Raw genomic sequence first — 24,215 nt, 5'->3', positions numbered from 1 at the left:
CGTGAAGCGCTCACGCGAGACTTAAAAGGCTTAAAACGTTTCCCAGTCCTCATCGCTGCCCGCAGTCGCGGCGACGGGCGAGGGCGAGGAGGCAGGCGAAGCAGCCTTCGTTGCGCCGGCGCTTTTCGCGCTCGCAGCGAGATTCGGACGCTTCAGCACTTCGTTCGATTTCGCGGTTTGCGGGGCTGGCGTGGCTTGCACGGATTTCGCGGATTTCCCGCCAACCGGCGCGCTGCGAACCGCTTGCGCGCCGCGCGCCTGGCGTGCGGGCTGCGTTGGCGTTGTCGGCGCGCTCGCGTGCATCGCCGTCTGCGAGCCGATGCGGAACACCGCCACCACGTCGCGCAAACCGTTCGATTGCGCGGCCATCGACTGCGCCGCCGCCGACGCTTCTTCCACCAGCGCCGCGTTCTGCTGCGTGACTTCGTCCATCTGCGAAACGGCGCGGTTCACCTGCTCGATGCCCGTGTGCTGCTCCTCGGACGCCGCCGCGATCTCGCCCATCAGATCGGCCACGCGGCGCGCCTGCTGGACCACTTCGTCGATCGTCGAACCCGCTTCGTCGACGAGCTTCGAGCCTTCCACCACCTGCGCGACCGACTGCCCGATCAGTTCCTTGATTTCCTTCGCCGCGCCCGCGCTGCGTTGCGCGAGTGTGCGCACCTCGCCCGCGACCACCGCGAAACCGCGTCCCTGTTCGCCCGCGCGCGCCGCTTCCACGGCGGCGTTCAGCGCGAGAATGTTGGTCTGGAACGCGATGCCGTCGATCACGCCGATGATCTGCTCGACGCGCTTCGAGGTTTCCGAAATATCGTGCATGGTCTGCACCACGCGGCGCACCACGTCGCCGCCGCGCGCCGCCACGTCCGACGCGTTGACGGCGAGCGTGTTGCCCTGACGCGCGTTGTCGGTGTTGTGCTTCACCGTGGTCGTGAGCTGTTCCATGCTCGCGGCGGTTTCCTGCAGCGAAGCGGCCTGCTCCTCGGTGCGCGAGGAAAGATCGAGATTGCCCGCGGCGATCTGCTGCGCGCCCGTGGTGATCGATTCCGCCGAAGTCTGAATGCGCTGCACCGTATCGACGAGCTGACGCTGCATCTGGCTCATCGCATGCAGCAGGCTGCGATCGTCGCCGCTCGCGACCTGCACGCGCGCCGTGAGATCGCCCGAGGCGATGCGCTCGCAAATGTCGGCCGCATAATCGGGCTCGCCGCCGAGGCTCGCGCGGATGCTGCGGATCAGCCAGAACATGCCGAGCGTGAGCGCCGCGCCGATCAGCATCACGAGCGCGAGATTGCGCAGCAGCGAGGCGAAGAAGGCATCGTCGATATCGTCCACGTAGACGCCCGTGAACACGTGCCAGTCCCAGTCGGGCACCACGTCCGCATAGGTGATCTTGCCGACCGGCTTGCTGTGGCCCGGCTTGGGCCAGACGTAGGTGCTGAAGTGATTGCCGCCCGCCGACGAACTCTTGACGATCTCCGCGGCGACCGGCGTGCCGTTCGGATCGGTCATGTTCGCCTGGCTCTTGCCTTCGAGTTCGGGCTTGGGCGGCACGAGCAGCGCGAGCACCGCGCTGTCGTAAATGCCGAAATAGCCGCTCTGGTCCGCGCCGTAGCGCATGCCGCGCAGCGCGGCGATGGCCTGGCGCTTGGCCTCGTCGACGGACAGATGGCCCGCCGCCGCTTCTTTCTGGAAGTAAGCGACCGTGCCGAGCGCGGTCTGCGTCTGCTGCGCGAGCGACGCCTTGCGGTCTTCGAGCATGCCGGTGCGCGTCATGATCGCGTTGACCACGACCAGCACGATGAGGGCGATCCACAACAGCGCGACGATGCTCCACGCCTTCTGTTTCAACGATAGTCGCTTCACGTTTTCCTGATTTCCCGTGCGGCTCCAGATGGAGCGGTCTCCGTTCCGTGGCGGGCCGGCGCGATCGCGTGCGTCGCCGGCGCCAGGTGCATGGCGGGAAGGCGATGCATGGCCGCCTTCCCGACCTGTTTATCGGCGCGCCGGATGGGAACTGAAGGCGCGCGATGCGCCGCGCATGACATTTCGCAAATCGTTTGCGATCTTCCGGATCGGCGCCATTTTTTAGGGACGAAACGTTTGCCGTGCCGAATTCGGCGGCGCATTCAGGCAGCCGCTTCGATCGCCTCGATCAGCGCTTTCAACACGCTTTCGATCGCCGACGACAGGCGCCGCTCGCGCATGGTCGTGATGCAGAGGCTGCGCTGGCTCAGCTCGGGTTCGTCGATGGGGCGCGCGACCAGCGCGAGATCGTCGCTCAGATGCTGGAGGCCCGCGAGCGAGAGGCGGCTGCCGAGCGTGATGGCGTTCGCGAGCGCGGCGAATGCATGCAGCGCGCTCGAATTATTGCTCGTGAGGATCGGTGCGAGCTGGACGCCCTGGCGCGCGCAGCATTCGTCGAGCAGCTGGCGCGCGGTGTTGCCGCGTTCGAGCAGCGCGACCGGATAGTCGCGCAGATCGGCGAGCGTGAGCGACGCGCGTTGCGCGAGCGGATGCGCCGGATTGAGCAGCGCGCAGACGCTCGCGCGCGCGGTGTATTCCACGTGCACTTTCGCCGGATCGCCGCCCGAAAACGCGAGGCCGAGATCGACTTCGCCCGCCGCGACCCAGTGCTCGACCTGAGCGGGCGTGCCGGCGCGCAACATGAACTGTACGTGCGGCACGGCCGCGTGATGGCGCGCGAGCACGCTCGGCAGGAACGAGCGCGTGAAGCCCTCGGTGCAGCCGACGCGCACGATGCCGCGTCCGAGCGCCTTGGCGGCGGCGATTTCGGCGAGCACGGCGTCGCCTTCGAGCAGCGCGCGGCGCGCATGCGCGGCGAGGCGCTCGCCGGACTCCGTGAGCACCATGCCGCGCGGCATGCGCTCGAACAGCGGCGTGCCGACGTCCTCTTCGAGCTTGCCGATCTGGCGGCTGATGGCCGAGACGGCCACGTGCAGCGTCTGCGAGGCGGCGGCGAGCGAGCCGGTGCGCGCGACCTCGACGAAATAGCGCAGGGCGATGCCGTGCAGCATGACGAACTCTCCGGGATGCGATCGATGGGTGCGTTGCCTTTTCGGCAATGCTATCCGCAAAATTTGAAATTGTTGCGAATTTTTGACGTTCCTAGACTGCTTTCATTCCGCATCCGCGAAACGCTTTGATCGACGCTCGATCGACATGAAAGGAGACTCCGTGAACGCTCACCTCAACGCTCACGCCAGCGCCGATGAAACGTCGGTGCAACGCCAGCAGGCCATCGACGCTGCGCTGCGCCACTTCGATTCCGGCGACTTCCTGCGCGACCTCGAACGCCGCGTGGCGTTTCGCACCGAAAGCCAGAATCCCGCTCAGGCCGACGCGCTGCGCGCCTATCTCAGCGACGAGATCGCGCCCGCGCTCGCGCAACTGGGCTTCACGAGCCGCCTCGCGGCGAACCCGGTGAACGCGCGCGCGCCGTTTCTGATCGCCACACGTATCGAGGATCCCGCGCTGCCGACCGTGCTGACCTATGGCCACGGCGACGTGGTGCGCGGCTACGACGACCAGTGGCGCGCGGGCCTCGCGCCATGGCGCGTGAGCGTGGAGGGCGACCGCTGGTACGGACGCGGCTGCGCCGACAACAAGGGCCAGCATTCGGTCAACTTCGCGGCGCTGGCGGCGGTGCTGGCCGCGCGCGAGGGCAAGCTCGGCTACAACGTGAAGGTGATCTTCGAAACCGGCGAGGAAATCGGCTCGCCGGGCCTCGACGCAGTCTGCGCCGCCGAACGCGACGCGCTGGCCGCCGACGTCTTCATCGCGTCCGATGGTCCGCGTGTGAGCGCGCAGCGCCCGACGATCTTCCTCGGCTCGCGCGGCGGCGTGACCTTCGAACTTCTGATCGATCTGCGCGAAGGCGCGCATCACTCGGGCAACTGGGGCGGCGCGCTGCGCAATCCGGCCATCGTGCTTTCGCACGCGATTGCGAGCCTCGTCGACCGGCACGGCGCGATTGCCGTCGAAGGGCTGCGTCCGCCGCCCGTGCCCGCAAGCGTGCGCGCGGCGCTCGCCGACATCGAACTGGGCGGCGACGACAACGCGCCTGCCATTGACGCCGATTGGGGCGAACCGGGCCTCACGCCCACCGAACGCGTGATCGCCTGGAACACGCTCGAAGTGCTCGCGTTCAAGGCCGGCAATCCCGATGCGCCCGTCAACGCGATTCCGCCGCGCGCGCAGGCGACCTGCCAGTTGCGCTTCGTCGTGGGCACCGATTACCGGCGCGTGGGCGAGCATCTGGAGGCGCATTTCGCGCGGCTCGGCTTTCCGGAAGTGCGCGTGCGCGTGATGCAGACGGCGGCCGCCACGCGTCTCGATCCGGACGACGCGTGGGTGCATTGGGCGCTCGATTCGCTGCGCGCGAGCACCGGCAAGAAGCCCGCGCTGCTGCCGAACCTCGGCGGCACGGTGCCGAACGATGTGTTCGCCGAAACGCTCGGCCTGCCCACGCTGTGGGTGCCGCATTCGTATCCGGCGTGCGCGCAGCACGCGCCGAACGAGCATCTGCTCGGCAGCGTCGCGCGCGAGTCGCTCGCCGTGATGGCGGGACTCTGGTTCGACCTCGGCGCGGATGCGCAGCGGCTCGCGGCGCGTTCCGCGAGCGCTGCGGATCACGCCGTCCGCTAGCCGTCATCGTCACTTTTTGCCTGCGCCGCGCGCGCCCAACATCATGTCCACGAAACGCACGCCCAGTCTCATGCAGCTCGTCGTCGCCACCTCGGTCGGCAACGCGCTCGAATGGTTCGACATCGCCATCTACGGCTTTTTCGCGGTCTTTATCGGCAAGCACTTCTTTCCGGCCGCGAACGAGACCGCCTCGCTGTTGCTGACTTTCGGCGCGTTCGGTGCCTCGTATCTCGTGCGCCCGCTCGGCGGCATGGTGCTGGGCGCATACGCCGACAAACGCGGCCGCAAGGCGGCGCTGATGCTCTCCGTGAGCCTCATGATGCTCGGCACGGCGATCATCGCGCTGGTGCCCGACTACGCGTCGATCGGCGTGGCCGCGCCGTTGCTCGTGCTGGCGGCGCGCCTCGTGCAGGGCTTCTCGGCGGGCGGCGAATTCGGCGCGTCGACGGCGCTGCTGATCGAACATGCGCCGCATCGGCGCGGCTTTATCGCGAGCTGGCAGTTCGCGACGCAAGGGCTCGCGACCTTGCTGGCGGCGTCGTTCGGCTTCGGCCTCGCGAAGACGATGGCGCCCGCCGATCTCGCCGCGTGGGGCTGGCGTCTGCCGTTCTTCTTCGGCTTGCTGATCGGCCCCGTGGGGCTGTATCTGCGACGCTTTCTTCAGGACGCCGAGGACTTCACGCAGGCCGAGCACAGCACATCGCCCGTGCGCGCCGTGCTCGCGCAGCAAAAACGTCTCGTGCTGACCGCAATTGGATTGCTGACCGTGTCGACGGCGGTGAACTATCTGCTGCAATACGTGCCCACGTTCGCGATCCGGGAACTGCATCTGCCGGCGACCACGGGCTTTGCGGCGACCATGCTGGGCGGCGTGATCCTCACGGTGGTCACGCCGTTCGCGGGCCACGTCTCCGATCGCATCGGCCGACGCCGCCAGATGACGTGGATCGCGCTCCTGTTCGCCGTGAGCGCGTACCCCGGTTTCGTGTGGGCCACATCCAGCGGCAGTGCGTTCGCGCTCTATGTGCTGATCGCCTGGCTCGCGCTGCTCAAGTCGATCTACTTCGGCGCGTTGCCCGCGCTGATGGCCGAAATCTTCCCGGCCGCCACGCGCGCGACCGGCATGGCGATCGGCTACAACGTGGGCGTGACGGTGTTCGGCGGCTTCACGCCCGCCATCGTCACCTGGCTGCTGGGCGCGACCGGCGACAAGAGCGCGCCGGGCTACTACCTGATCCTCACGGCGATCATCAGTCTCGGGGCGCTCGCATGGGTGAGCCGCGTGCCGATGGAGCCGCTGCCGCGCCGCGCGGCGGCGTGATGAGCGTGCGTTGCACGCAGCGGGGTTCGTGCACGATGCACGCGCCGAACGCGGACTTCACGCTGTCACCGCCGATGTGTTAGGTTGTCCGACGATGCGCGCGACGGCGCGGGCCAGCGCCCGTGCCGCGCGGCGAGAGGACAGGGCATGCAGACAACCGAACTCACCGACTGGAATCAGTTCATGGCGCTCACCACGCAACTCGACGGGTGGGCGTTTCGCGGGCAACAGAATGCCCAATGGCGGCTGGAAAGCTCGCTGTCACGCTATATGCGCGACTATGTGGGCGACCACGACGAATGGCGCTCGCGCGAGGAACGCGCGATCCGCGTGTTTCGCCGCAAGGCGCATAACTTTCTCGCCCATCCGGCAATTCTCGAAGACGACCTGCGCTGCCTCGCGCTGATGCAGCATCACGGCGCGCCCACGCGTCTGCTCGACTTCACCAAGAGCCCGTTCGTGGCCGCGTTCTTCGCGCTCGAACGCGCGACCGGCGACGCGGCCGTGTATGCGCTCAACACGCCCGCGCTCTGGAATAATCGCGCGCGTCCGAAAACCGATCCCGTCCTCACGCGCGACGTGATCGATCCGCGCGTGCCCGGTCATTTCGAGCGCTATTTCTTCTGCAATACGAATGAAATTCTCTGGTCCGGCGAGCCGACCGAAATGGACGACCGGCTGGTGGCGCAGTCGGGCACGTTCGTGGTGCCGGGTGTGATCGACAAGCCGTTGCAGGCGATTCTCGATGGCTACGAGAGCAACGAAGAACTGCTGCATCAGATCGTGCTGCCCGCGCGCATCCGCATGGACGCCATGAAGTGGCTCTACCGGATGAATATCACCAACGCCTCGCTGTTTCCCGGCCTCGACGGGCTGGCGCGCTCGATTGGCGTGGAACTGGAGATTGTCTGGTCGGGGATGAGTCAGGCGCAATAAAGCGTCGCTTACGCCGGACACACCAGCCCCACTCCCGGCTCCAGCAGATTGCGCAGCGTCTGCAGCGAGACCGGCCGCGAGAACCAGAAACCCTGCGCTTCGTCGCAGCCGAGTTCGCGCAGCCGCTGCGCCTGGTCGGCGGTCTCGATGCCTTCGGCGGTCACGCTCAGTTCGAGCGCGTGGCCCATCGAGATGATCGCGCCCACCAGCGCGTCGCTGCGCGCGTCGGCGCCCATCTTCGCGATGAACGAGCGGTCGATCTTGAGGCGGTTCAGCGGCAGACTCGCGAGCCACGCGAGACTCGAATAACCGGTGCCGAAATCGTCGACGGCCACTTCGATACCAAGCGCGCGCAACGCATGCAGCGTGCGCACGGTGCGTTCGGTGTCGGTCAGCAAGAGACTCTCGGTGATTTCGATTTCAAGCTGCTCGGGCGCGATGGCGGCCTTTTCCAGCGCGCGTTCGATCTGTTCGAGCAGGCGCGGATTGGCGAACTGCTGCGGCGACACATTCACGCCCACCTTCGTGGCGGTGCGCGCGAGGCGCTGCAACTGGCCGGTCTCGCGGCAGGCCGTATCCATGACCCACGCGCCGATCGAGTCGATCAGCCCGGCCTGTTCGGCCACGGGAATGAATTCGGCGGGGCTCACGAGGCCATGCACCGGATGCCGCCAGCGCAGCAAGGCTTCGGATTGCAGAATATGTCCGGTCTTCAGGCAGACGCGCGGCTGATAATGCAGAAAGAATTCGCGGGCGTCGATGGCGCGCCGCAGCGCCTGTTCGAGTTCGAGCTGACGCGTGGCGCGCGTTTCCTGCGCGCGCACGAAGCGGCATAGCTGGCCGCGTCCGGCGCGCCGCGCTTCCGACACGGCCACGCCCGCACGGCGCACGAGCGTGGCGGCATCCGCGCCATCGGCGGGAAAGCGCGCCGCGCCCACGCTCATGGTCGCGCCGCGCGTGGGCTGTGCGCCGTCCGTGCGCGCGAACGCGTCGATCAGCTGCTGCGCGAGCGGGCTCGCATCGTCGCCGTGACCGGGCAGCGCGATCGCGAACTGGTCGCCGCCAATCGAGCCGACCACGCTCTCGCTGCACTCGGCCTGCACGAGCCGCCGCAGGCGTTCGCCCGCGTATTCGAGCACGAGATCGGCGCCGTCGGGACCGAGCGCTTCGCGCGTTTTCTGCAGATCGTCGATCTCGACCACGAGCACGGTGAGCGCGGTGTCCGCGCGCCGGCAGCGCGCGAGCGAGAGATCGAGCCGTTCGAGAAACAGATCGCGATTGGGCAGGCGCGTGGCGCGGTCGTGATACGAGACGTACCAGAGCCGCGCCTCGGCCTGCGAGTGACGCGTGGTGTCGACGGCAATGCCGATGTAGTGCGCGTCGAGCGCGCCCGGCAGCGGTGCGAGCGCGAGCGAGACCGGCACGCGCGTGCCGTTGCGCTTGACGTAGGCCCATTCGCCCTGGAATCGCTCGATGCCGTGCGCGCCCTGCGCGCCGTTGGCGTCGTTGAGCGGTCCGGCGCGGCGCACGAGTTCGGCGGGATCGTGCAGGGCGATGAATTTGCGCTGGCCGATCAGGTCCTGCGCGCGATAACCGGTGAGCTGTTCGTACGCGGGATTCACGCGTGCGAAGACGCCATCGGCGCGGCACAGAAACGCGCCGAAGGGCGCGGCAAGAAAGGCCGTTTCGTAGACGGTGGGCGTGCTCATCGAAGTCGCGTGGTCGGTGCCCGTGCGCGCCGCAATCCGTGACTGCGCCGCGCGCCGTGCTTGTGGTTATGCGCTTCATTCAAGCAGGAGCCATGCCACGGCGCGGCGGCATCCGATGCGCGCGCAACGGCCCGATTAGGTTCCCGCGCGCGTGGGGGTTACGTAACGCGGCGCGCGTGTCGCGTGACGGCGTTACGTAACATCGGTAACGTCGGTAACGTCGGGCGAGCGTGTGCGCGCGTGTGTTACGACGCCTCGGGAACCGGCAGATTCAGACCGGGCGCGAGCCGCGTGGCCTTGAACTCCGTGACCGCGTAGGTGGCGAGTTCCTGCTGCGCGAACGGATCGGCGGCGAGGATCGTGTCGAGACGCGCGCGATCCATATTCGACGCGACGATCACGCCGCCGTCGCGCGGCAGCTTCGGCCCGGCGGCGATGAAGTTGCCGGCGGCGAACTGCGCGTCGAGATAGACGCGGTGCGCGGGCAGGGCGTCGTCGATGCGTTCGTGCGAGACGCAATAAGTGAGGGTGACGATGTACATGATGATTCCGTGACAGTGAAGGACAGCGGTTCAGACGGCGCGCGCCCGACCGGCGAGGCCTCGCAGCGCCGCGTACTGCAGCAGCATGATGGTCTTCCCATCCACGATCTCGCCGCGCTCGATCATCGCCAGCGCCTCGCCGAGCGGCAGTTCGAGCACGTCGAGATCCTCGCCTTCCTCCGCGATCCCGCCGCCCTCGCCGGTGCGCAGCGACGCGTCGTATTCGCCGAGATAGAAGTAGAGCTTCTCCGTGACCGAGCCGGGGCTCATGAACGCCTCGAACACCTTGCGCAGATTGCGCACGCGATAGCCGGTTTCCTCCTCGACTTCGGCGCGGATGCGCGCCTCGGGCGAGGCGTTATCGAGCAGACCGGCGGCCGTTTCGATCAGCATGCCGTCGTGGCCGTTGACGAACGCGGGCATGCGGAACTGGCGCGTGAGCACGACGTTGCCGGTCGCGGGATCGTGCAGCAGGATGGTCGCGCCGTTGCCGCGGTCGTAGGTTTCGCGGCTCTGGCGCTGCCAGGTGCCGTCGCGGCGCTGGTAGTCGAACGTGACTTTCTTCAGCACGTACCAGTTGTCGGACAGCACGGTGGTATCGACGATGCGGATGCGGTCGCGGGTGGCGGTCATGGGCGTCTCCTGAGGCGGTTTTCCGGCATTTTGGGGGCGCGGCTCGGCGTGCGGGCAGCACGAATCCGGCGCGATCTGCTTCGCATGGTAACGTGCAGACTCGTGCAAATTCAAGAAAATTCGTGCAAATGTGCGGATCGACGCGACGCGCTTATCGCCCCCCATTCGCGCGGCCGCCGGCAGCACCCGCTTTCACCCGCCCCTTCGCCGCAGCCGTCTCCGTCGTGCCCGTCACCTCGTCGTGCTGCGCGCGCACGATCTCGATCAGCCGCCGCGCGGCGGGCGACAGATAGTCGTCGTTGCGATGTACGACGCCGAACTCGCGCGTCATCGTCGTGACCGGATTCGGCAGTTCGACGAGCGCGGGCGTGAAGCGGCCCGCCTCCAGATTGCGCCGCGAAATAAAGCTCAGCAGGCCGGTTTCGGCGATCAGGCGCGGCACGGCCGCGATCGAGCTTGTCATCACGGCGGCGCGCGGCGCGGGCAGGCCGTGGGCCGCGAACACCGCTTCGAGCCACTGCCGCGTGGCGACCGATTGCGCGGGCAGCACCCAGCCGCACGCTGACATCGCTTCGAGCGTCGCGCGCTTGCCCGCGAGCGGATGCGTGGCGCTGGCGGCGACCACCACGTCGTCGGCGAGGATGGGGATCTGCACGAGTGCGTCGTCGTGGCGGCCGAGCGGGCCGATCACCACGTCGAGCTGGCGCTTGCGCAAGGCGTCCTGCAGCACGTCGTTCATGCCGATCTGCAGTTCCACCACCACCGCGGGCGCTTCTTCGTGCAGCACGCGGCACGCCGTCGGCATGATGAATTCGGCGATGGTGGCCGCCGCGCCCACCTTCACCAGCCCCGAGAGCCCCGCGCCGAGCGTCGCGATTTCGCGCTGCGTCTCGTCGAGCGTGCGTTCGACGAGACGCACGCGCTCCTGCAGCAGCCGTCCGGCGTCGGTCAGGCGGATGCCGCGTCCGCTGCGCTCGAACAGCGCCGCGCCGTAGTTCTCTTCGAGCCGGTCGATGCACTTGGACAGCGCGGGCTGGGTGACGTGCAGCGCCTCGGCGGCGCGCCCCAGATGGCCGAGTTCGGCCACTTTCGCGAAATACATCAGGTCGCGGACCTGCAGATTCATGACCATGGCGACTGCCTTCCGGCGCGTGCGCCGCGAGGGAAATTCATAGCTGACAGGAATGGAAAGATGAAAAATCGAAAATAGACATTATGAGTCGAGGTGTCAACAATGACGACAGGAAGCAGGCGGCCACCGACCAGGCGCCCGCCTTCGAGATCATCAAGGAGACACCCGATGTCGTATCGCATTCTCGTCACCGCGCCGCGTCTGGCGCCCGCGGGGCAGCGTGTGCTGGCCGCCGCCCAGTGCGAGACCGTCTATATCGACGACGCCCAGGACGCCGCGCAGGTCGCGCGCGTTCTCGCCACGCAACCCATCGACGCGGTCATCTCGCGCACGGTCGAGCTGAGCGGCGCGGCCATCGCCGCCTGCCCGACGCTGCGCGTGATTTGCAAGCACGGCGTGGGCGTGACCAATATCGACGTCGACGCCGCCACGCAGCGCGGCATTCCCGTTTTCACGACGCCCGGCACGAACACGCATTCGGTCGCGGAACTCGCGATCGGCCTGATGCTGGCCGCGGCGCGCAAGCTCAACTTCTTCGACAGCGAACTGCGCGCGGGCCGCTGGACCCGTACGGGCGACGGCCGTCAACTGCATGGCCGCACGCTCGGTCTCGTCGGTTACGGGCAGATCGGCAAGCGCGTCGCGGCGATCGCGCATGCGCTCGGCCTGCACGTGCGCGCCTTCGATCCGGTCGCGAAGCAGGCCGACGCGCAGCCCTTCGTCACGCTCGAAACCTCGCTTGACGCGCTGCTCGCGCAGGCCGACGTGCTGAGCCTGCATTGCCCCGTCAACGCGCACACGCGCAATCTGCTCGACGCCGAGGCGATCGCGCGTCTGCCCGATGGCGCGATCGTCGTCAATACGGCGCGCGGCGAACTGATCGACGAAGCGGCGCTCGTGGCCGCGCTGCGCAGCGGCAAGCTGGCGGCGGCGGGCCTCGACACCTTCCGCAACGAACCGCTGCCCGCCGACGATCCGCTCGCCGCGCTGCCCAACGTCGTGCTCACGCCGCACGTGGGCGGCTCGACGCCCGACGCGCTCGACGCCGTGGCCGTGTCCGCCGCCGAAACCTGCCTGCGTTTTCTGCGCGGCGAGGCGGTCGATGCCGCCGCCTGCGTGAACGGCGCCGTGCTTCAGAATCCTCACTCAGATCTCAAGGTCATCGCATGAACTCCCTCCAGGACCGGGCCGGCTGGCCCGCAGGTTTCTTCGTCGGCCAGCGCACTTCGCTGCCCAGCGCCGCGCAGATCGAAGCGTTCCGCAGCGTGCCGGTCGCGCACGCGGGCGACTGCATGGGCCGCAGCACGGGCGCTTACGGCCTGAGCGCCTATCACCATTCGGTCACGCTGACGATGTGCGGCCCGGCCATCACGGTGCGCGTGCGTCCCGGCGACAACATGATGATCCACAAGGCGATCGAGCTGGCGCAGCCGGGCGACGTGATCGTCGTCGATGGCGGCGGCGATCTGACCCAGGCGCTGATCGGCGGACTGATGCGCACCTCGGCGCTCACGAAGAAGATCGGCGGCTTCGTGATCGACGGTGCGATCCGCGATCTCGCCGAATGGGCCGAAGGCGGCATGCCGGTCTACGCGCGCGGCCACACGTTCCGTGGCCCGAGCAAGGAAGGCCCGGGCGAGGTGAACGTGCCGATCGCGTGCGCGGGCATGGTCGTGAATCCCGGCGACCTGATTCTCGGCGACGCGGACGGCGTGATCGCCGTGCCGGTCGACCGGCTCGACGCGCTGCTGCCGCTGGTGCGCGCCCACGCGGACAAGGAAGACACGATCCGCGCGACCAACGCGGCGGGCAGCGCGGACCCGGAACGCTTCAACGCGCTGCTGCGCAAGAAGGGCTGTCCGGTTTAAACGACGATCGGTCGAACGCAGCGACACCAAAAAACAAGACAGGAGACAAGGCCATGCAATCGAGCACCCCCGTTGCCGGCGCGCGTGACGTTCATGACGCGCGTACGGCGGCCGATGTGCCGCGTGCCTCGGAGGGCGCGCACGAAGTCCCTCGCGCGTATGCCGCGCCCGAGGCCCACGCGCGCCAGATCTCGGCGCGTCTCGACCGGCTGCCGCCCAGCGCGCCCGTGTGGCTTCTGATTGGCGCGCTCGCGCTTGGCGGCTGGTTCGAGATCTACGACATGTTCCTCACGGCCTATATCGGCCCGGGACTCGTCAAGGCCGGCATCTTCACGAAGACGACGGCCTCGCTGTTCGATCTCGGCGGTCTCGGCGCGTTCGTCGCCGCGCTGTTTCTCGGGCTCTTTATCGGCACGATCGGCGTGGCCTTTATCGCGGACCGGCTCGGCCGCCGCCGCGTGTTCGTCGGCGCGCTGCTCTGCTACACGTTCGCCGCCGTGATGATGTCGCTACAGGACGCGCCCGGCTGGATCGTGTTCTGGCGCGTGATCGCGGGCATCGGCGTGGGCGCGGAACTCGTGACCATCGACGCCTACGTCTCCGAGTTCGTGCCCGCGCGTCTGCGCGGCCGCGCTTTCGCCTTCGTGCAGGCGATCCAGTACACGTCGATTCCCACCATCGCGTTTCTGTCGTGGCAACTCGTGCCGATCGCGCCGTTCGGTCAGGACGGCTGGCGCTGGGTCGTGTGGATCGGCTGCTCGGGCGCGGTGTTCGTCTGGCTGATTCGCCTGGGTCTGCCGGAAAGCCCGCGCTGGCTGATCCAGCACGGCCGCGTGGCCGAGGCCGAAGCGATCGTCGCGCGGCTGGAAAAGCGCATCGAGCGCGCGACGGGAAAGCCGCTGCCGGTGGCCCGCGTCGAGCCTGTCCAGAACGTTGCGCACGCAACCGTATCGGCGGAGAACGACAGCCCGTGGAACGCGCGCTATCGTCGCCGCACGATCATGCTGCTGGTGTTCAACTTCTTCCAGTCGATCGGCTATTACGGTTTCGCGAGCTGGGTGCCGACGCTGCTCGCCGAAAAAGGCGTGACGCTCACGCACAGCCTCTGGTATTCGTTTCTGATCGCCATCGCGAGTCCGCTCGGGCCGCTGCTGTCGATGCTGATCGCCGACCGCGTCGAACGCAAATGGCTGATCGTGGGCGCGTCGGCCGCGATGGCCGTGCTCGGCATCGTCTTCGCGCAGCAGCGCGAGCCGATGCTGCTCGTCGCGATGGGCCTGCTGATGACGCTGGCGGGCAACTGCATGACGTTCTCGTACCGCACCTACCAGGCCGAGCTGTTCCCGACGCGCATGCGGGCGCGCGCCATCGGCCTCGTCTATTCGGCGAGCCGCATCAGCGCGATGCTCTCGGGCTTCCTGATCGGCTTCTTCCTGCGTCACCTGGGCGTGCCCGGCGTGTTCGCGCTGATCGCCGGATCGATGTTCGTGGTGATGCTCACGATCGGCCTGTTCGGCCCGCGCTCGCGCGGCCTGAGCCTCGAACAGATCTCTGGTTAATGTCGCCTTGCCTGAGGGCACCGCATGTTCTATCTCGATGAACCGCCGCGCGTCGTGCCGACGCGCGTGTTTTCCACGATGCCGGCGCGCTTTCGCCAGACCGGCGTAAGCTCGGCCTGGGCCAACGCCAACAAGGCGGGGCAGAGCGTCGACAGCTTCCTCGAAGGTCCGGCGTTCGACGCGCAAGGGCGGCTTTATGTCGTCGATATTCCGTTCGGCCGCATCTTTCGCATTGAAGGTGGCGAGGGCGGCGGTGAACGCGACTGGACGCTCGTCGCGCAATACGAAGGCGAGCCGAACGGCCTCAAGTTCCATCCGGACGGCCGCATTCTGATCGCCGATTACCGCAACGGCGTCATGCAGCTCGATCCGCAAAGCGGACGCGTCGAGCCGCTGCTGACCTCGCGTAACGGCGAGTCGTTCAAAGGCTGCAACGACCTCGCGATCGCCGCGAACGGCGACATCTATTTCACCGATCAGGGACAGACGGGGCTCCAGGATCCCACGGGCCGCGTCTACCGTCTGCGCGCCGACGGCCGCCTCGACTGCCTGCTCTCGAACGGCGTGAGCCCGAACGGACTCGTGCTCGATCCGTCGGGCCGCGTGCTGTACGTGGCGATGACGCGCGACAACGCCGTCTGGCGCGTGCCGCTGCTCGACAATGGCGGCACCGCGAAAGTCGGGCGCTTCTGCTCGCTGTTCGGCACGAGCGGCCCCGACGGCCTGGCGATGGACGAAGCGGGCAACCTCTACGTCGCGCACGCGTCGCTCGGCCATGTGTTCGTGTTCGCGCCGAACGGCGCGTGCATCGCGCGCGTGAAATCGTGCGCGGGCGAGACGGTGACCAATCTCGCCTTCGGCGGCCACGAACGCAGGCAGATCTTCATCACCGAATCGAAGAGCGGCAATGTGCTGGTCGCCGACGCGATCGCGCCCGGCATCGCCTTGCCGCGCGTGGCCTGATCCGCCGCGAGGAGCGCGCCATGACCGCCGCCTTCAGCCTGAGCGACTATCCGCTCGCCAACCATTCCGCACCGCGCACGGGCACCTCGCCGCCGATTCCGCGTCGTCTCGCGCGCGTGCTCTCGCTCGCCGATTTCGAGGTCGCGGCGCGTCGCCATCTGCCGCGCCCGATCTTCGCCTACGTGAGTGGCGGCTGCGAAACCGACCGCTCGCTGCGCGAGAACCGCGCCGCGTTCGAGGAGTTCGACTGGGTGCCGCGCGTGCTTGTCGACACCTCGCAGCGCACGCTCGACACGACGCTGTTCGGCCACAGCTATGCCGCGCCGTTCGGCATCGCGCCGATGGGGATCAGCGCGCTCTCGGCGTATCGCGGCGATCTGATCCAGGCGCAGGCGAGCGCGCTCGCGAACCTGCCGATGATCATGAGCGGGTCGTCGCTGATCCGCATGGAGGAGATCGCGCAGGCGAATCCGCAGGCGTGGTTCCAGATGTACGTGCCGGGCGAGCCGAAGACGATCGCGGCGCTCGTGGACCGCGTCGCGCAGGCGGGCTTTCGCACGCTGGTGCTGACCGCCGACGTGCCCGTGTCGGGCAATCGCGAGAACAATCTGCGCGCGGGATTCTCGACGCCGCTGCGCCCCGGCCCGCGTCTCGCGTGGGATGGGCTGACGCATCCGCGCTGGCTGTTCGGCACCGCGCTGCGCACGCTCTGGCGTCACGGCATGCCGCACTTCGAGAACTCGCGCACCACGCGCGGCGCGCCGATTCTCTCGTCGAACGTGCTGCGCGACTTCGGCGCGCGCGACCATCTGAGCTGGGAGCATTTGCGGATGATCCGGCAGCGCTGGCGCGGCACGCTGGTGCTCAAGGGCATTCTCGATCCGGACGACGCGCGCCGCGCCCGCGAACTCGGCGTGGACGGGCTGATCGTGTCGAATCACGGCGGACGTCAGCTCGACGGTTCGATCGCGCCGCTGCGCGCGTTGCCGCGCGTGGTGGCGGCCGTCGACGCGGATTGTCCGGTGATGATCGATAGCGGCTTCCGCCGCGGCGGCGACGTGCTGATGGCGCTGGCACTCGGCGCGCGTGCCGTGTTGATCGGCCGTCCGTTCAATTACGCCGGCGCGGTGGCGGGGCAGGCGGGCCTGCTGCACGCGTTCGCGATCGTCGCGGCGGAAATGCGCCGCAATATGGCGCTGCTCGGCGTGACGCGTGCCGACGAAGTCGATGCGAGCCGCTTGCGGCGGCGCGGCGAGTGAGGCGTTGCTGACGCGCGCGGCGCTCAGGTGAGGTTCAGGCCGCCGTCCGAGAGCAGAATCTCGCCCGTCAAATAATCCGAGGCGACGAGCAGCGACACCGCCTGCGCGATGTCCTCGGGGCTGGCGGCGCGGCGCATCGGCGAGCGTTCTCGCCAGAGTGCTTGCGCCTGCGTCCACTGCGCGGTGAGCGGGGTATCGACGAGACCGGGCGCGACGGCGTTCACACGCACATCCGGCGCGAGCGTGAGCGCGAGCAGACGCGTGACGTGGTTCAGCGACGCCTTGCTCGCGGCATAGGGAATCGACGCGCCCTTGGGCCGCACGCCCGCATGCGAACTCACGTTGACGACGCAACCGGCCTTGCCGCGCGCGGCGGCTTCGCGCAGCATCGGCAGCGCTTCGGTGACGAGCCGGAACGGTGCGACCACGTTCACTTCGTTCAATTCCTGCCAGACCTCCGGCGTGGCCGCGGCGAGATCGTCGTGCGGGATCACGCGGCTGATGCCCGCGTTGTTGACCAGCACGTCGAGGCGGCCCCTGACCGCAGCGGCTTCGCGGATGAGGCGGGTTCGATCGGCGTCGTTGGCGAGATCGGCTTGCACGTAGGCCGCGTTGCCGAGTTCGCGGGCCATCGCCTCGCCCGTTTCCGCCGAACTTCGGGAATGCAGGATGACTGAATAACCGTCGGCGTGAAGGCGGCGCGCAATGGCCGCGCCGATGCCGGAAGTCGAGCCCGTGACGAGGGCGACGGGTTGCGGGGTTTTCATCGGGAATGCTCTGGACAAGGCCGGTCGATTCGTATCAGCGGACGATTGTCGGTGATTCGGCGGGTGGTGTCACGCGATGCACACGCACACTCGAATGCGCACGGGCGAGCCGCCGCTCGCCCGCTTTCAGACGGCTTCCAGTCTTATTGCAGATTGCACACCTTGCGCGACACGAGTGCGCGATCGTACGCCGCGAACCATCCGGTCGTCTCGCGCGTGAACAGCGCGGTCAGGAAGAGCGCGATCACCATGAGTCCGGCGATGAAATACAGCGCCGTGTTATAGCCGCTCGCGTTGCCGAGACCGCCCCCCGCGTTGATGAGCGCGCCGATCACGAACGGACCGAAGCCGCCGAGATAGATGCCCACGTTGATGATCGACCCTGCGATGCCGGTCGTGCCCGGTTTGGTCGAATCGAATGCAATCGCGTATACGAGCGTATAAGGCGCATTCAGCGCGAAGCCCGCGAATAGCTGAATCGCGACGAGCGTGCCGAGACTCACCGACGAATACTTGAACAGCAGCATGCCGACCGTCAGCCAGACGAACAGGATCATGAGGCACAGCTTGCGGCCGAGCCGGTCCGAAATCCAGCCCCAGACGATCTGGCCGATGCCGCCCGTGATCGTGAACAGCACGCTATACGCTGCGGCTTCCGCGAAGTTGTAGTGCGCGACGAACGCGAGATATTGCGGCAGCCAGAAGCTGATCCCGAAGTAACCGACGATCGCGAGCAGCGAGATCAGACCGATCACCGAGATGTTCGGATTGCGCATCGCGACGCCGAACGAACCGGGAGGCGCGCCCGCGCCGTGTTCGAGGTCGGGCGATAACGGCGGCGTTTCGCCGATGCTCTGGACGTGCGCGTGGAACTGGTCGTAGCGCTTCGCGTTGCAATAGATCCAGTACCACGCGAACACGACGATCATCGGAATCGGAAACAGCAGGAACGCGAGACGCCAGTTCTGCGGACCATACACGCTGAGCAGTCCGCTGATGGCGAAACCGCCGAGCAGCGAGCCCCACGGAAAGCCGGTGTGGTGAATGCCGAGCGCGAGGCCGCGGCGTTCCTTCGACCACCATTCGGCGAGCGACGTGACTTCGATCGATTCACCCGCGCCGCCAAATGCATGCGAGAGCACCTGCATCGCGATGAGCACGCCGATCGAGGCGGTCAGGACGGTCACGCCGGAGAGGCAGGTGAACAACGTATAGCCGATGACGATCGGCAGATGCCGGTACTTGCGTCGCCAGCCGTGGCCGCCTTTGTCGGCCCATATCATCGTCGGGATGGCGATCAGCGCCGTCGACATGGTGATGATCGTCGCGTAGAGACCGATGGTCTGCGCGCTCGTGCCGAATTCCTTGGTGATCGACGGCAGCACCGCGAACAGCATGCTGCGCGAATTCGCATCCATCGCGTAGACCAGCCATAGCAGCAGCAAGGCCATCCATGATTGCGGCGCGACCGCGCGCCGTTTTGCGGGTGAGGCGACGCGCGCCGGCGCCAGCCCCTTATCTGCCGTTTCCATACCCAACCTCCTGAATGATCTCTGACGAATCGTGAATTCGCGTGTTGTTTGAATGTTATGAAGCGCTTCAAATTTGGCGGCGGCTAACGCGGCGGATGGGCTCGGTTATGCGTCGATATGAAGCGCTTCAATTGTGATCCTGGAAAAATGCAATTGGTATAGAGGGTTTTCCCTGTGCGTTGGAAATGGCGCGAAATTGATGGGTATTTCTTGACATCTCGAACCGGATGCGCAATTCTGAAAGCGCTTCAAATTTATCCGATAAGTAGCCGTGATGACGAATCGGGGTCGCCCACGCGGCGCAGCGTCAGACGAATTTGTAGCGTTTCATAACCGACCGGGCGGCAAGACGGATGCCGATCCCGGCAACTTATTCCCTGGAGGAGCGTCACATGGCGCAAGCAGAGACAACGCAAGGCCGCGCGTATGCGGTCAACGGCACGGAGCTTTGGGTGGAAGACACGGGCGAGCAGGATTTGCCGGTGATTCTCTGTCTGCATTCGTGCTTTCTCGACAACTCGATGTTCGACGGCCTGGTCGAAGCGGCCGCGGGCAAATTCCGCGTGGTTCGCCCGGATTTTCGCGGTCAAGGCAAGAGCCGGTATCACGATGTCGACATCATCACGATGGACGAGTGCGCGGACGATATCGCCGCGCTGATCGACCGGATGGCGCTGCGCGACATCAACGTCATGGCGCAGTCGATGGGCGGCGACGTCGCATTCCGCCTCATCGCGCGCGACCAGGCGCTGTTTCGTTCGCTGATCGTCGCGGGTTCGTCCGCGTGCGGCGAGCCGCCGGGGCAGGGTGCGCAATTCGCACAGTGGGTGGTCGACGCGGGCGAGCGCGGATTCACCGGCGATGTGCTCGAACTGACGATGGCCGTGATGTTCGGCAAGACCACGCGCGCGAATCCCGACAAGCAGGCGCTCGTGGGCTTCTGGCGCGAACGCATTGCCGCGCTGCCGAAGACGCTGCGCCCGGCGATGAAGGGCGTCATGCATCGCGAGACTTCGGTGCCGCTGCTGGCGTCGATCCGCATTCCGGTGCTGATCATCAATGGCGAAGAAGACATGCCGCGTCCGCCCGCCTGGTCGGACGAGATGAAGCGCGAGTTGCCGAATTCGCGCCTGATGCGTCTCGCGAAGATCGGCCACAGCCCGACGCTCGAAGCGCCGGACGTGGTGCTGCCCGCGATCGTCGACTTCTTCACGACGCCGCGCGTCTGAAGGCGCGGGTCGGCGCGGTGCAGCGCCGTCGTTCGCAGCGCGCTCGCGATGCTCGTGCGCGGGCCGCACGGCCGACGGCGAGGCGGCAGCCGATTCAGGCCGTCATCACGCCGCCGATTTTTCGTTGCAAATATGAAGCGCTTCAAATAAACTTCACCGAGTTCTTTTCGCATCATGCGGATTGGGTTAGGTTAAATATGAAGCGCTTCATATTCACTCTCTTGCGATTTACCCGTTAATTCTGGAGTCTTTATGTCGTCACTACTCGAACGCCGGCCCGACGAGCAGGCCATTCCGTATGCGCTGCCGCAGGTTCCGTTCATGTCGCCGGACCTCGTGCACCTTGGCGTGCTCGATCAGTGGTTGAAGGACGACGCGCTGTGGGTGCCCACCACGGCGACGGTCTCGTTCAAGCCGCTGCTGCTCAGCGCGAGCCAGGGCTATTACGTGAATCTGCTGCGCGTGCGGCAATCGGGGGTGTTGTCGCGGCACCGGCATACCGGCCCGGTTCACGCGATCGTGCTGAAGGGGCGCTGGTACTACCTCGAACACGACTGGATCGCGGAGCAGGGTTCGTACGCGCACGAGCCGGCCGGCGAGACGCACACGCTGTACGTGCCGGAAGGTGTCGACGAGATGATCACGTGGTTCCACGTGACGGGCGGCTACACCTACGTGGACCCGCAGGGCGTGGCCGTGGGTTACGAGGATGTGTTCACGAAGATCGAGGCCGCGACGCGCCACTACGAAGCGTCGGGCCTCGGCGCCGACTATGTGAAGCAGTTCATCCGCTGATCGGCGGGTGTGCGCCGGTTGCGGCGCGCGGGTTCAGGCCTTTCGCGCCGCGCGCTTGCGTGACGGCGCCGGACGCGCCGGTGCCTTCCCGAGGCTTTCGCGCAGCACGATTTCGCAGGCAACGGTAGCCGGATCGTCGAATTTGCGCTGCTCGGCCATGCCGACGATACGGCGCGCCGCGAGTACGCCGATTTCCTTGGTGGGCACGCGGATGGTGGTGAGCGGCGGATTCATGAGCGCGGCGAGTTCGATGTCGTCCATGCCGGTGATCGAGAGATCTTCCGGCACACGCAGGCCGAGCACGCCGCATTCGTACATCGCGCCGATGGCTTGCAGGTCGGTATGGCAGATGAGCGCCGTGGGCCGCTGCGCCATGGCGGCGAGGCGGCGCACCGCGTCGCGGCCGCCTTCGAGCGAGAACGGTTCCTCGATCACGCAGTCTTCCGTGAGTTCGAAGCCCGCCTCGCGCATGGCGTCGGCCGTTCCGGCCACGCGTTGCACCGCGCGCGGATTGTTCGCGCGCGTGCCGCACACCACGGCGATGCGCTCGTGGCCGCGCGCGAGCACTTCGCGCGTCATGTCGTAGGTGGCTTGCCGGTTGTCGAAACCGATGCACTCGCCGTAACGCGATTCGCCGATCTGCCAGGTCAGCACGAGCGGGATGCGGCGCTGGCGCATGAGGTCGAACACGCGGTCTTCATGCGAGGTGCCGACCAGCACGACGCCGTCGACGCCGCGTTCGACCACCGCGCGCACCACGTCGTATTCGCGCTCCGGCTTGTATTCGTGGATCGCGAGCACGACCTGGTAATTGAGGCCCCAGAGCGTTTGCTGAAGCGTTTGCAGCGAGTCGACGAACGCCGGGTTGTACATCGTGGGATAGATCGCGCCGATCGTGTGCGTCTTGCGCGACGCGAGCGCGCGCGCCGCGCCGTTGCTCACATAGCCGAGCTGCTCGACCGCGCGCTTCACCAGGGCGAGCGTCTTGGGCTTGACCTGGTCGGGGACGGAGAGCGCACGCGACGCACTTCCCAGCGACACGCCGGCAAGTTTCGCGACGTCTTCGAGGGTCGGGCGGGGCGGATCGGATTTCGTCATGGAGTTCGGCGGCGCCAGCAAGGAAACAGTCGTTCACTATTGTGCCTTACGGGTAAACGTTCGTGTTGACAAACCTCAAACCGGACTCAATAATTGAAGCGCTTCAAATATGGATTGATCGAGCAATGTGCGAATAATCGCGCAGGAGAAACGAGGCGATTCAATTCATACGAACAAAAAATGAAGCGATTCATATTCGACTTGAAATACATGCCGCGTGGGCCGCGAAGCCGGCGCGGCCGGACGAATGGAGGAGACGCATGAGACATCAGGATCGCGTAGTGCTGGTCACGGGCGCGCTGGGCGGCATCGGTTCGGCGATCGTCGAGCGCTATCTGGCGGAAGGCGCGCGCGTCGGGATCGTCGATCTCGACGCGGCTGCGGGCCGCGACCGGGCCGCCGGATGGACGCGTGCCGGCGGCCGCGTGCATTTCGCCGCCGCCGACGTCGGCCGCTACGACGACTGCGCGCGCGCACTGGCCGAAGTGTCCGCCGAACTCGGCGACGTCGACACGCTGGTGCTCAACGCCGGCATTTCGCCGAAGCACAACGGCGCGCCCAGACGCATCTACGAAATGAGCGAAACGGAATGGGCGCGCGTCGTCGACGTGAACCTGAACAGCGCATTTCATTTCAGCCGCGTCGCGTCGCCCGCGATGGTCGCGCGCGGATTTGGACGCATCGTGACCATGTCGTCGGTGGCGGGCCGGGCGTACCTCGATATCGTCGGCGCGCATTACAGCGCCACCAAGGGCGCGCTGATCGCCTTGACGCGCCATCTGGCGGGCGAGCTGGGGCCGCACGGCATCACCGTGAACGCGCTCGCGCCCGGGCGCATCGACACGCCGCTGCTGCGCACGGTTTCCGGCGATGCGAATGCGGCGGTGGTCGAGGCGACGCCGTTGCGCCGCCTCGGCACGCCCGACGAGGTGGCGTCGGTGAGCGCGTTTCTGACCTCGGCGGACGCGAGCTTCGTCACCGGCCAGGTGATCGACGTCGCGGGCGGCTGGTTGATGACCTGATGGCCTGTCCAGGGAGCGCACCATGTTGAGAACCATCGGTTTCCCCGGCCAGTACACCCAGGGCCCGGGCGCGCTCGATGCGCTCGGCGAGCAGCTTGCGCATGCGGGCTTCGCGCGCGCCGTGGTGCTGTGCGATACGGCCGTCGGCGAGTCGCTGTGGCCGCGCGTCGACGCCTCGCTGCGTCGCGCCGGACTCGACGCGCATCGCGCGATGTTTCCGGGCGAATGCACGAAAGGCGCGATTGCGGATCTCGCGAACCGCGTGCGTGCGTTCGTGCCGGACGTCGTCGTCGGGCTGGGCGGCGGCAAAGCGATCGACTGCGCGAAAGGCGTGGCGATGGCGCTCGGCGCGCAGGTTGCCGTCTGCCCGACGATCGCCTCGAACGATGCCCCGACGAGCCGCCTGATCGTGCTCTACGACGACGATCATCGCGTGGTCGGCGTGGACTATCTGAGCCGCAATCCCGTGCTCGTGCTGGTCGATACCGACGTGATCGTGCGCGCGCCCGTGCGTTTTTTCGCGGCGGGCATCGGCGACGCGATCAGCAAGCGGTTCGAGGCGGCGCAATGCTGTGCGTCGGGCGGCCATAACTCGTTCGGCACGCCGCCGCTCGATACCGCGCTGCGCCTTACGAACATGGTGTACGACGTGCTGATGAGCGATGGCCGTGCGGCCTGCGCGGCCGTCGCCGCGGGACGGCTCGACGCGACGGTCGAACGCGTCGTCGAAGCGACCGTGCTGCTGAGCGGCGTCGGATTCGAAAGCGGCGGCTTGTCGCTCGCCCATGCGCTGATTCGCGGGCTCACGGCGATCCCGTCGATTTCGTCGATGCTGCATGGCGAGCTGGTCGCGTTCGGCACGCTCGTGCAGATGGAAGCCGAAGGACAAAACGATCAGGATATCGAAGCATTGATCGAATTGCTTGTGGCGGTGGCGCTGCCCGTGACGCTGCGCGAGTTGGGCCAGCGCGATGCGCTCACGCAGGCCGAGCGGGACACGATTGTCGACGCCACGCTGGCCGCCGCGTACAGCCGCCACATGACGCCGCCGCTGACGGCCGGGCGCCTTGCGCGCGCGCTGCACGACGCGGACCGGCGAGGCGAAGCGGCGCTGCGGCGACGCGCCGCCACCACGATTGCGCCGGTCGACGCGCCCGGCCTCGTATGACACTCACACGGAAG

General features: G+C 67.1%; 21 protein-coding genes. 12 read left to right on the top strand and 9 right to left on the bottom strand.

The features are described from left to right. Positions 1-30: 30 nt before the first annotated feature. Together BMY06_RS11875 and BMY06_RS11870 are read right to left on the bottom strand one after the other, a co-directional pair. Positions 31-1,866 (bottom strand): methyl-accepting chemotaxis protein, encoded by a 1,836-nt coding sequence (locus tag BMY06_RS11875; RefSeq protein ID WP_074983263.1) that lies wholly within the window; start codon positions 1,864-1,866, stop codon positions 31-33. 263 nt (positions 1,867-2,129) lie between these two features. Beyond that, positions 2,130-3,038 carry a LysR family transcriptional regulator gene (locus BMY06_RS11870; protein WP_074983261.1) on the bottom strand — a complete coding sequence of 303 codons (909 nt, stop codon included), beginning with the start codon at positions 3,036-3,038 and terminating at the stop codon, positions 2,130-2,132. Positions 3,039-3,198: 160 nt separating this feature from the next. Here BMY06_RS11870 and BMY06_RS11865 point away from each other — a divergent pair, with 160 nt between their 5' ends. From BMY06_RS11865 to BMY06_RS11855, 3 genes are all read left to right on the top strand, one after another. Next, positions 3,199-4,668 (top strand): M20 family metallopeptidase, encoded by a 1,470-nt coding sequence (locus BMY06_RS11865; RefSeq protein ID WP_244144350.1) that lies wholly within the window; start codon positions 3,199-3,201, stop codon positions 4,666-4,668. Positions 4,669-4,711: 43 nt separating this feature from the next. Further along, the gene (locus BMY06_RS11860; RefSeq protein WP_065064188.1) at positions 4,712-5,989 is read left to right on the top strand and encodes an MFS transporter; all 1,278 of its coding nucleotides are present in this window, start codon (positions 4,712-4,714) and stop codon (positions 5,987-5,989) included. Between the two features lie 147 nt (positions 5,990-6,136). Then, positions 6,137-6,925, top strand: coding sequence for an FRG domain-containing protein (locus BMY06_RS11855; protein WP_065064190.1), 789 nt, complete (start codon positions 6,137-6,139; stop codon positions 6,923-6,925). A gap of 8 nt (positions 6,926-6,933) precedes the next feature. On the opposite strand, the gene BMY06_RS11850 is transcribed toward BMY06_RS11855, so the two are convergent. The 4 genes from BMY06_RS11850 to BMY06_RS11835 all read right to left on the bottom strand — a co-directional run bounded on the left by BMY06_RS11850 (position 6,934) and on the right by BMY06_RS11835 (position 10,935). Continuing rightward, entirely contained in the window at positions 6,934-8,634 is a 1,701-nt protein-coding gene (locus tag BMY06_RS11850; protein ID WP_074983259.1) for a putative bifunctional diguanylate cyclase/phosphodiesterase, read from the bottom strand. Positions 8,635-8,879: 245 nt separating this feature from the next. After that, the gene (locus tag BMY06_RS11845; RefSeq protein WP_065063853.1) at positions 8,880-9,176 is read right to left on the bottom strand and encodes a YciI family protein; all 297 of its coding nucleotides are present in this window, start codon (positions 9,174-9,176) and stop codon (positions 8,880-8,882) included. Between the two features lie 30 nt (positions 9,177-9,206). After that, positions 9,207-9,809, bottom strand: coding sequence for an NUDIX domain-containing protein (locus tag BMY06_RS11840; protein ID WP_074983257.1), 603 nt, complete (start codon positions 9,807-9,809; stop codon positions 9,207-9,209). A 151-nt stretch (positions 9,810-9,960) separates the two neighbouring features. Next, entirely contained in the window at positions 9,961-10,935 is a 975-nt protein-coding gene (locus tag BMY06_RS11835; RefSeq protein WP_167371408.1) for a LysR family transcriptional regulator, read from the bottom strand. A 174-nt stretch (positions 10,936-11,109) separates the two neighbouring features. Here BMY06_RS11835 and BMY06_RS11830 point away from each other — a divergent pair, with 174 nt between their 5' ends. The 5 genes from BMY06_RS11830 to BMY06_RS11810 are packed head-to-tail and all read left to right on the top strand — an operon-like array spanning position 11,110 to position 16,590. Continuing rightward, on the top strand, positions 11,110-12,111 hold the full coding sequence (locus BMY06_RS11830; RefSeq protein ID WP_074983254.1) for a hydroxyacid dehydrogenase: 1,002 nt from the start codon (positions 11,110-11,112) through the stop codon (positions 12,109-12,111). Beyond that, positions 12,108-12,809 carry an RraA family protein gene (locus BMY06_RS11825; protein ID WP_074983252.1) on the top strand — a complete coding sequence of 234 codons (702 nt, stop codon included), beginning with the start codon at positions 12,108-12,110 and terminating at the stop codon, positions 12,807-12,809. Before BMY06_RS11830 ends, BMY06_RS11825 begins: the two co-directional genes overlap by 4 nt. 53 nt (positions 12,810-12,862) lie before the next feature. Next, entirely contained in the window at positions 12,863-14,368 is a 1,506-nt protein-coding gene (locus tag BMY06_RS11820; protein ID WP_080180247.1) for an MFS transporter, read from the top strand. Positions 14,369-14,392: 24 nt separating this feature from the next. After that, a complete protein-coding gene (locus tag BMY06_RS11815; RefSeq protein WP_074983250.1) occupies positions 14,393-15,331 on the top strand; it encodes an SMP-30/gluconolactonase/LRE family protein in 939 nt (312 codons plus the stop codon). A gap of 20 nt (positions 15,332-15,351) precedes the next feature. Continuing rightward, complete coding sequence (locus tag BMY06_RS11810; RefSeq protein ID WP_080180248.1) at positions 15,352-16,590, top strand: alpha-hydroxy acid oxidase; 1,239 nt, start codon at positions 15,352-15,354, stop codon at positions 16,588-16,590. A gap of 23 nt (positions 16,591-16,613) precedes the next feature. On the opposite strand, the gene BMY06_RS11805 is transcribed toward BMY06_RS11810, so the two are convergent. Continuing rightward, on the bottom strand, positions 16,614-17,357 hold the full coding sequence (locus tag BMY06_RS11805) for an SDR family NAD(P)-dependent oxidoreductase (protein ID WP_074983249.1): 744 nt from the start codon (positions 17,355-17,357) through the stop codon (positions 16,614-16,616). Positions 17,358-17,500: 143 nt separating this feature from the next. Next, complete coding sequence (locus BMY06_RS11800; RefSeq protein ID WP_065063866.1) at positions 17,501-18,889, bottom strand: MFS transporter; 1,389 nt, start codon at positions 18,887-18,889, stop codon at positions 17,501-17,503. 392 nt (positions 18,890-19,281) lie between these two features. On the opposite strand from BMY06_RS11800, the gene BMY06_RS11795 reads away from it, so the two are divergent. Together BMY06_RS11795 and BMY06_RS11790 are read left to right on the top strand one after the other, a co-directional pair. After that, positions 19,282-20,118, top strand: coding sequence for an alpha/beta fold hydrolase (locus tag BMY06_RS11795; protein WP_065063867.1), 837 nt, complete (start codon positions 19,282-19,284; stop codon positions 20,116-20,118). Positions 20,119-20,370: 252 nt separating this feature from the next. Next, positions 20,371-20,913, top strand: a complete 543-nt coding sequence (locus BMY06_RS11790) for a 2,4'-dihydroxyacetophenone dioxygenase family protein (protein WP_065063869.1) — start codon at positions 20,371-20,373, stop codon at positions 20,911-20,913. 33 nt (positions 20,914-20,946) lie between these two features. Here the strand turns inward: BMY06_RS11790 and BMY06_RS11785 are convergent, their stop codons facing one another. Further along, positions 20,947-22,011: a LacI family DNA-binding transcriptional regulator gene (locus tag BMY06_RS11785; RefSeq protein ID WP_065063871.1), complete on the bottom strand. Its 1,065-nt coding sequence runs from the start codon at positions 22,009-22,011 to the stop codon at positions 20,947-20,949. A gap of 260 nt (positions 22,012-22,271) precedes the next feature. Here BMY06_RS11785 and BMY06_RS11780 point away from each other — a divergent pair, with 260 nt between their 5' ends. Together BMY06_RS11780 and BMY06_RS11775 are read left to right on the top strand one after the other, a co-directional pair. Then, positions 22,272-23,033 (top strand): SDR family oxidoreductase, encoded by a 762-nt coding sequence (locus BMY06_RS11780; protein WP_065063873.1) that lies wholly within the window; start codon positions 22,272-22,274, stop codon positions 23,031-23,033. A gap of 22 nt (positions 23,034-23,055) precedes the next feature. After that, positions 23,056-24,201 carry a glycerol dehydrogenase gene (locus BMY06_RS11775; RefSeq protein WP_074983247.1) on the top strand — a complete coding sequence of 382 codons (1,146 nt, stop codon included), beginning with the start codon at positions 23,056-23,058 and terminating at the stop codon, positions 24,199-24,201. Positions 24,202-24,215 lie beyond the last annotated feature (14 nt).

This window comes from Paraburkholderia tropica (assembly GCF_900109265.1).
In the GTDB taxonomy this organism is placed as follows: domain Bacteria; phylum Pseudomonadota; class Gammaproteobacteria; order Burkholderiales; family Burkholderiaceae; genus Paraburkholderia; species Paraburkholderia tropica.
The sequence above is the reverse complement of the archived record's forward strand: the minus strand, read 5'-3'. Positions and strand labels throughout refer to the sequence as shown.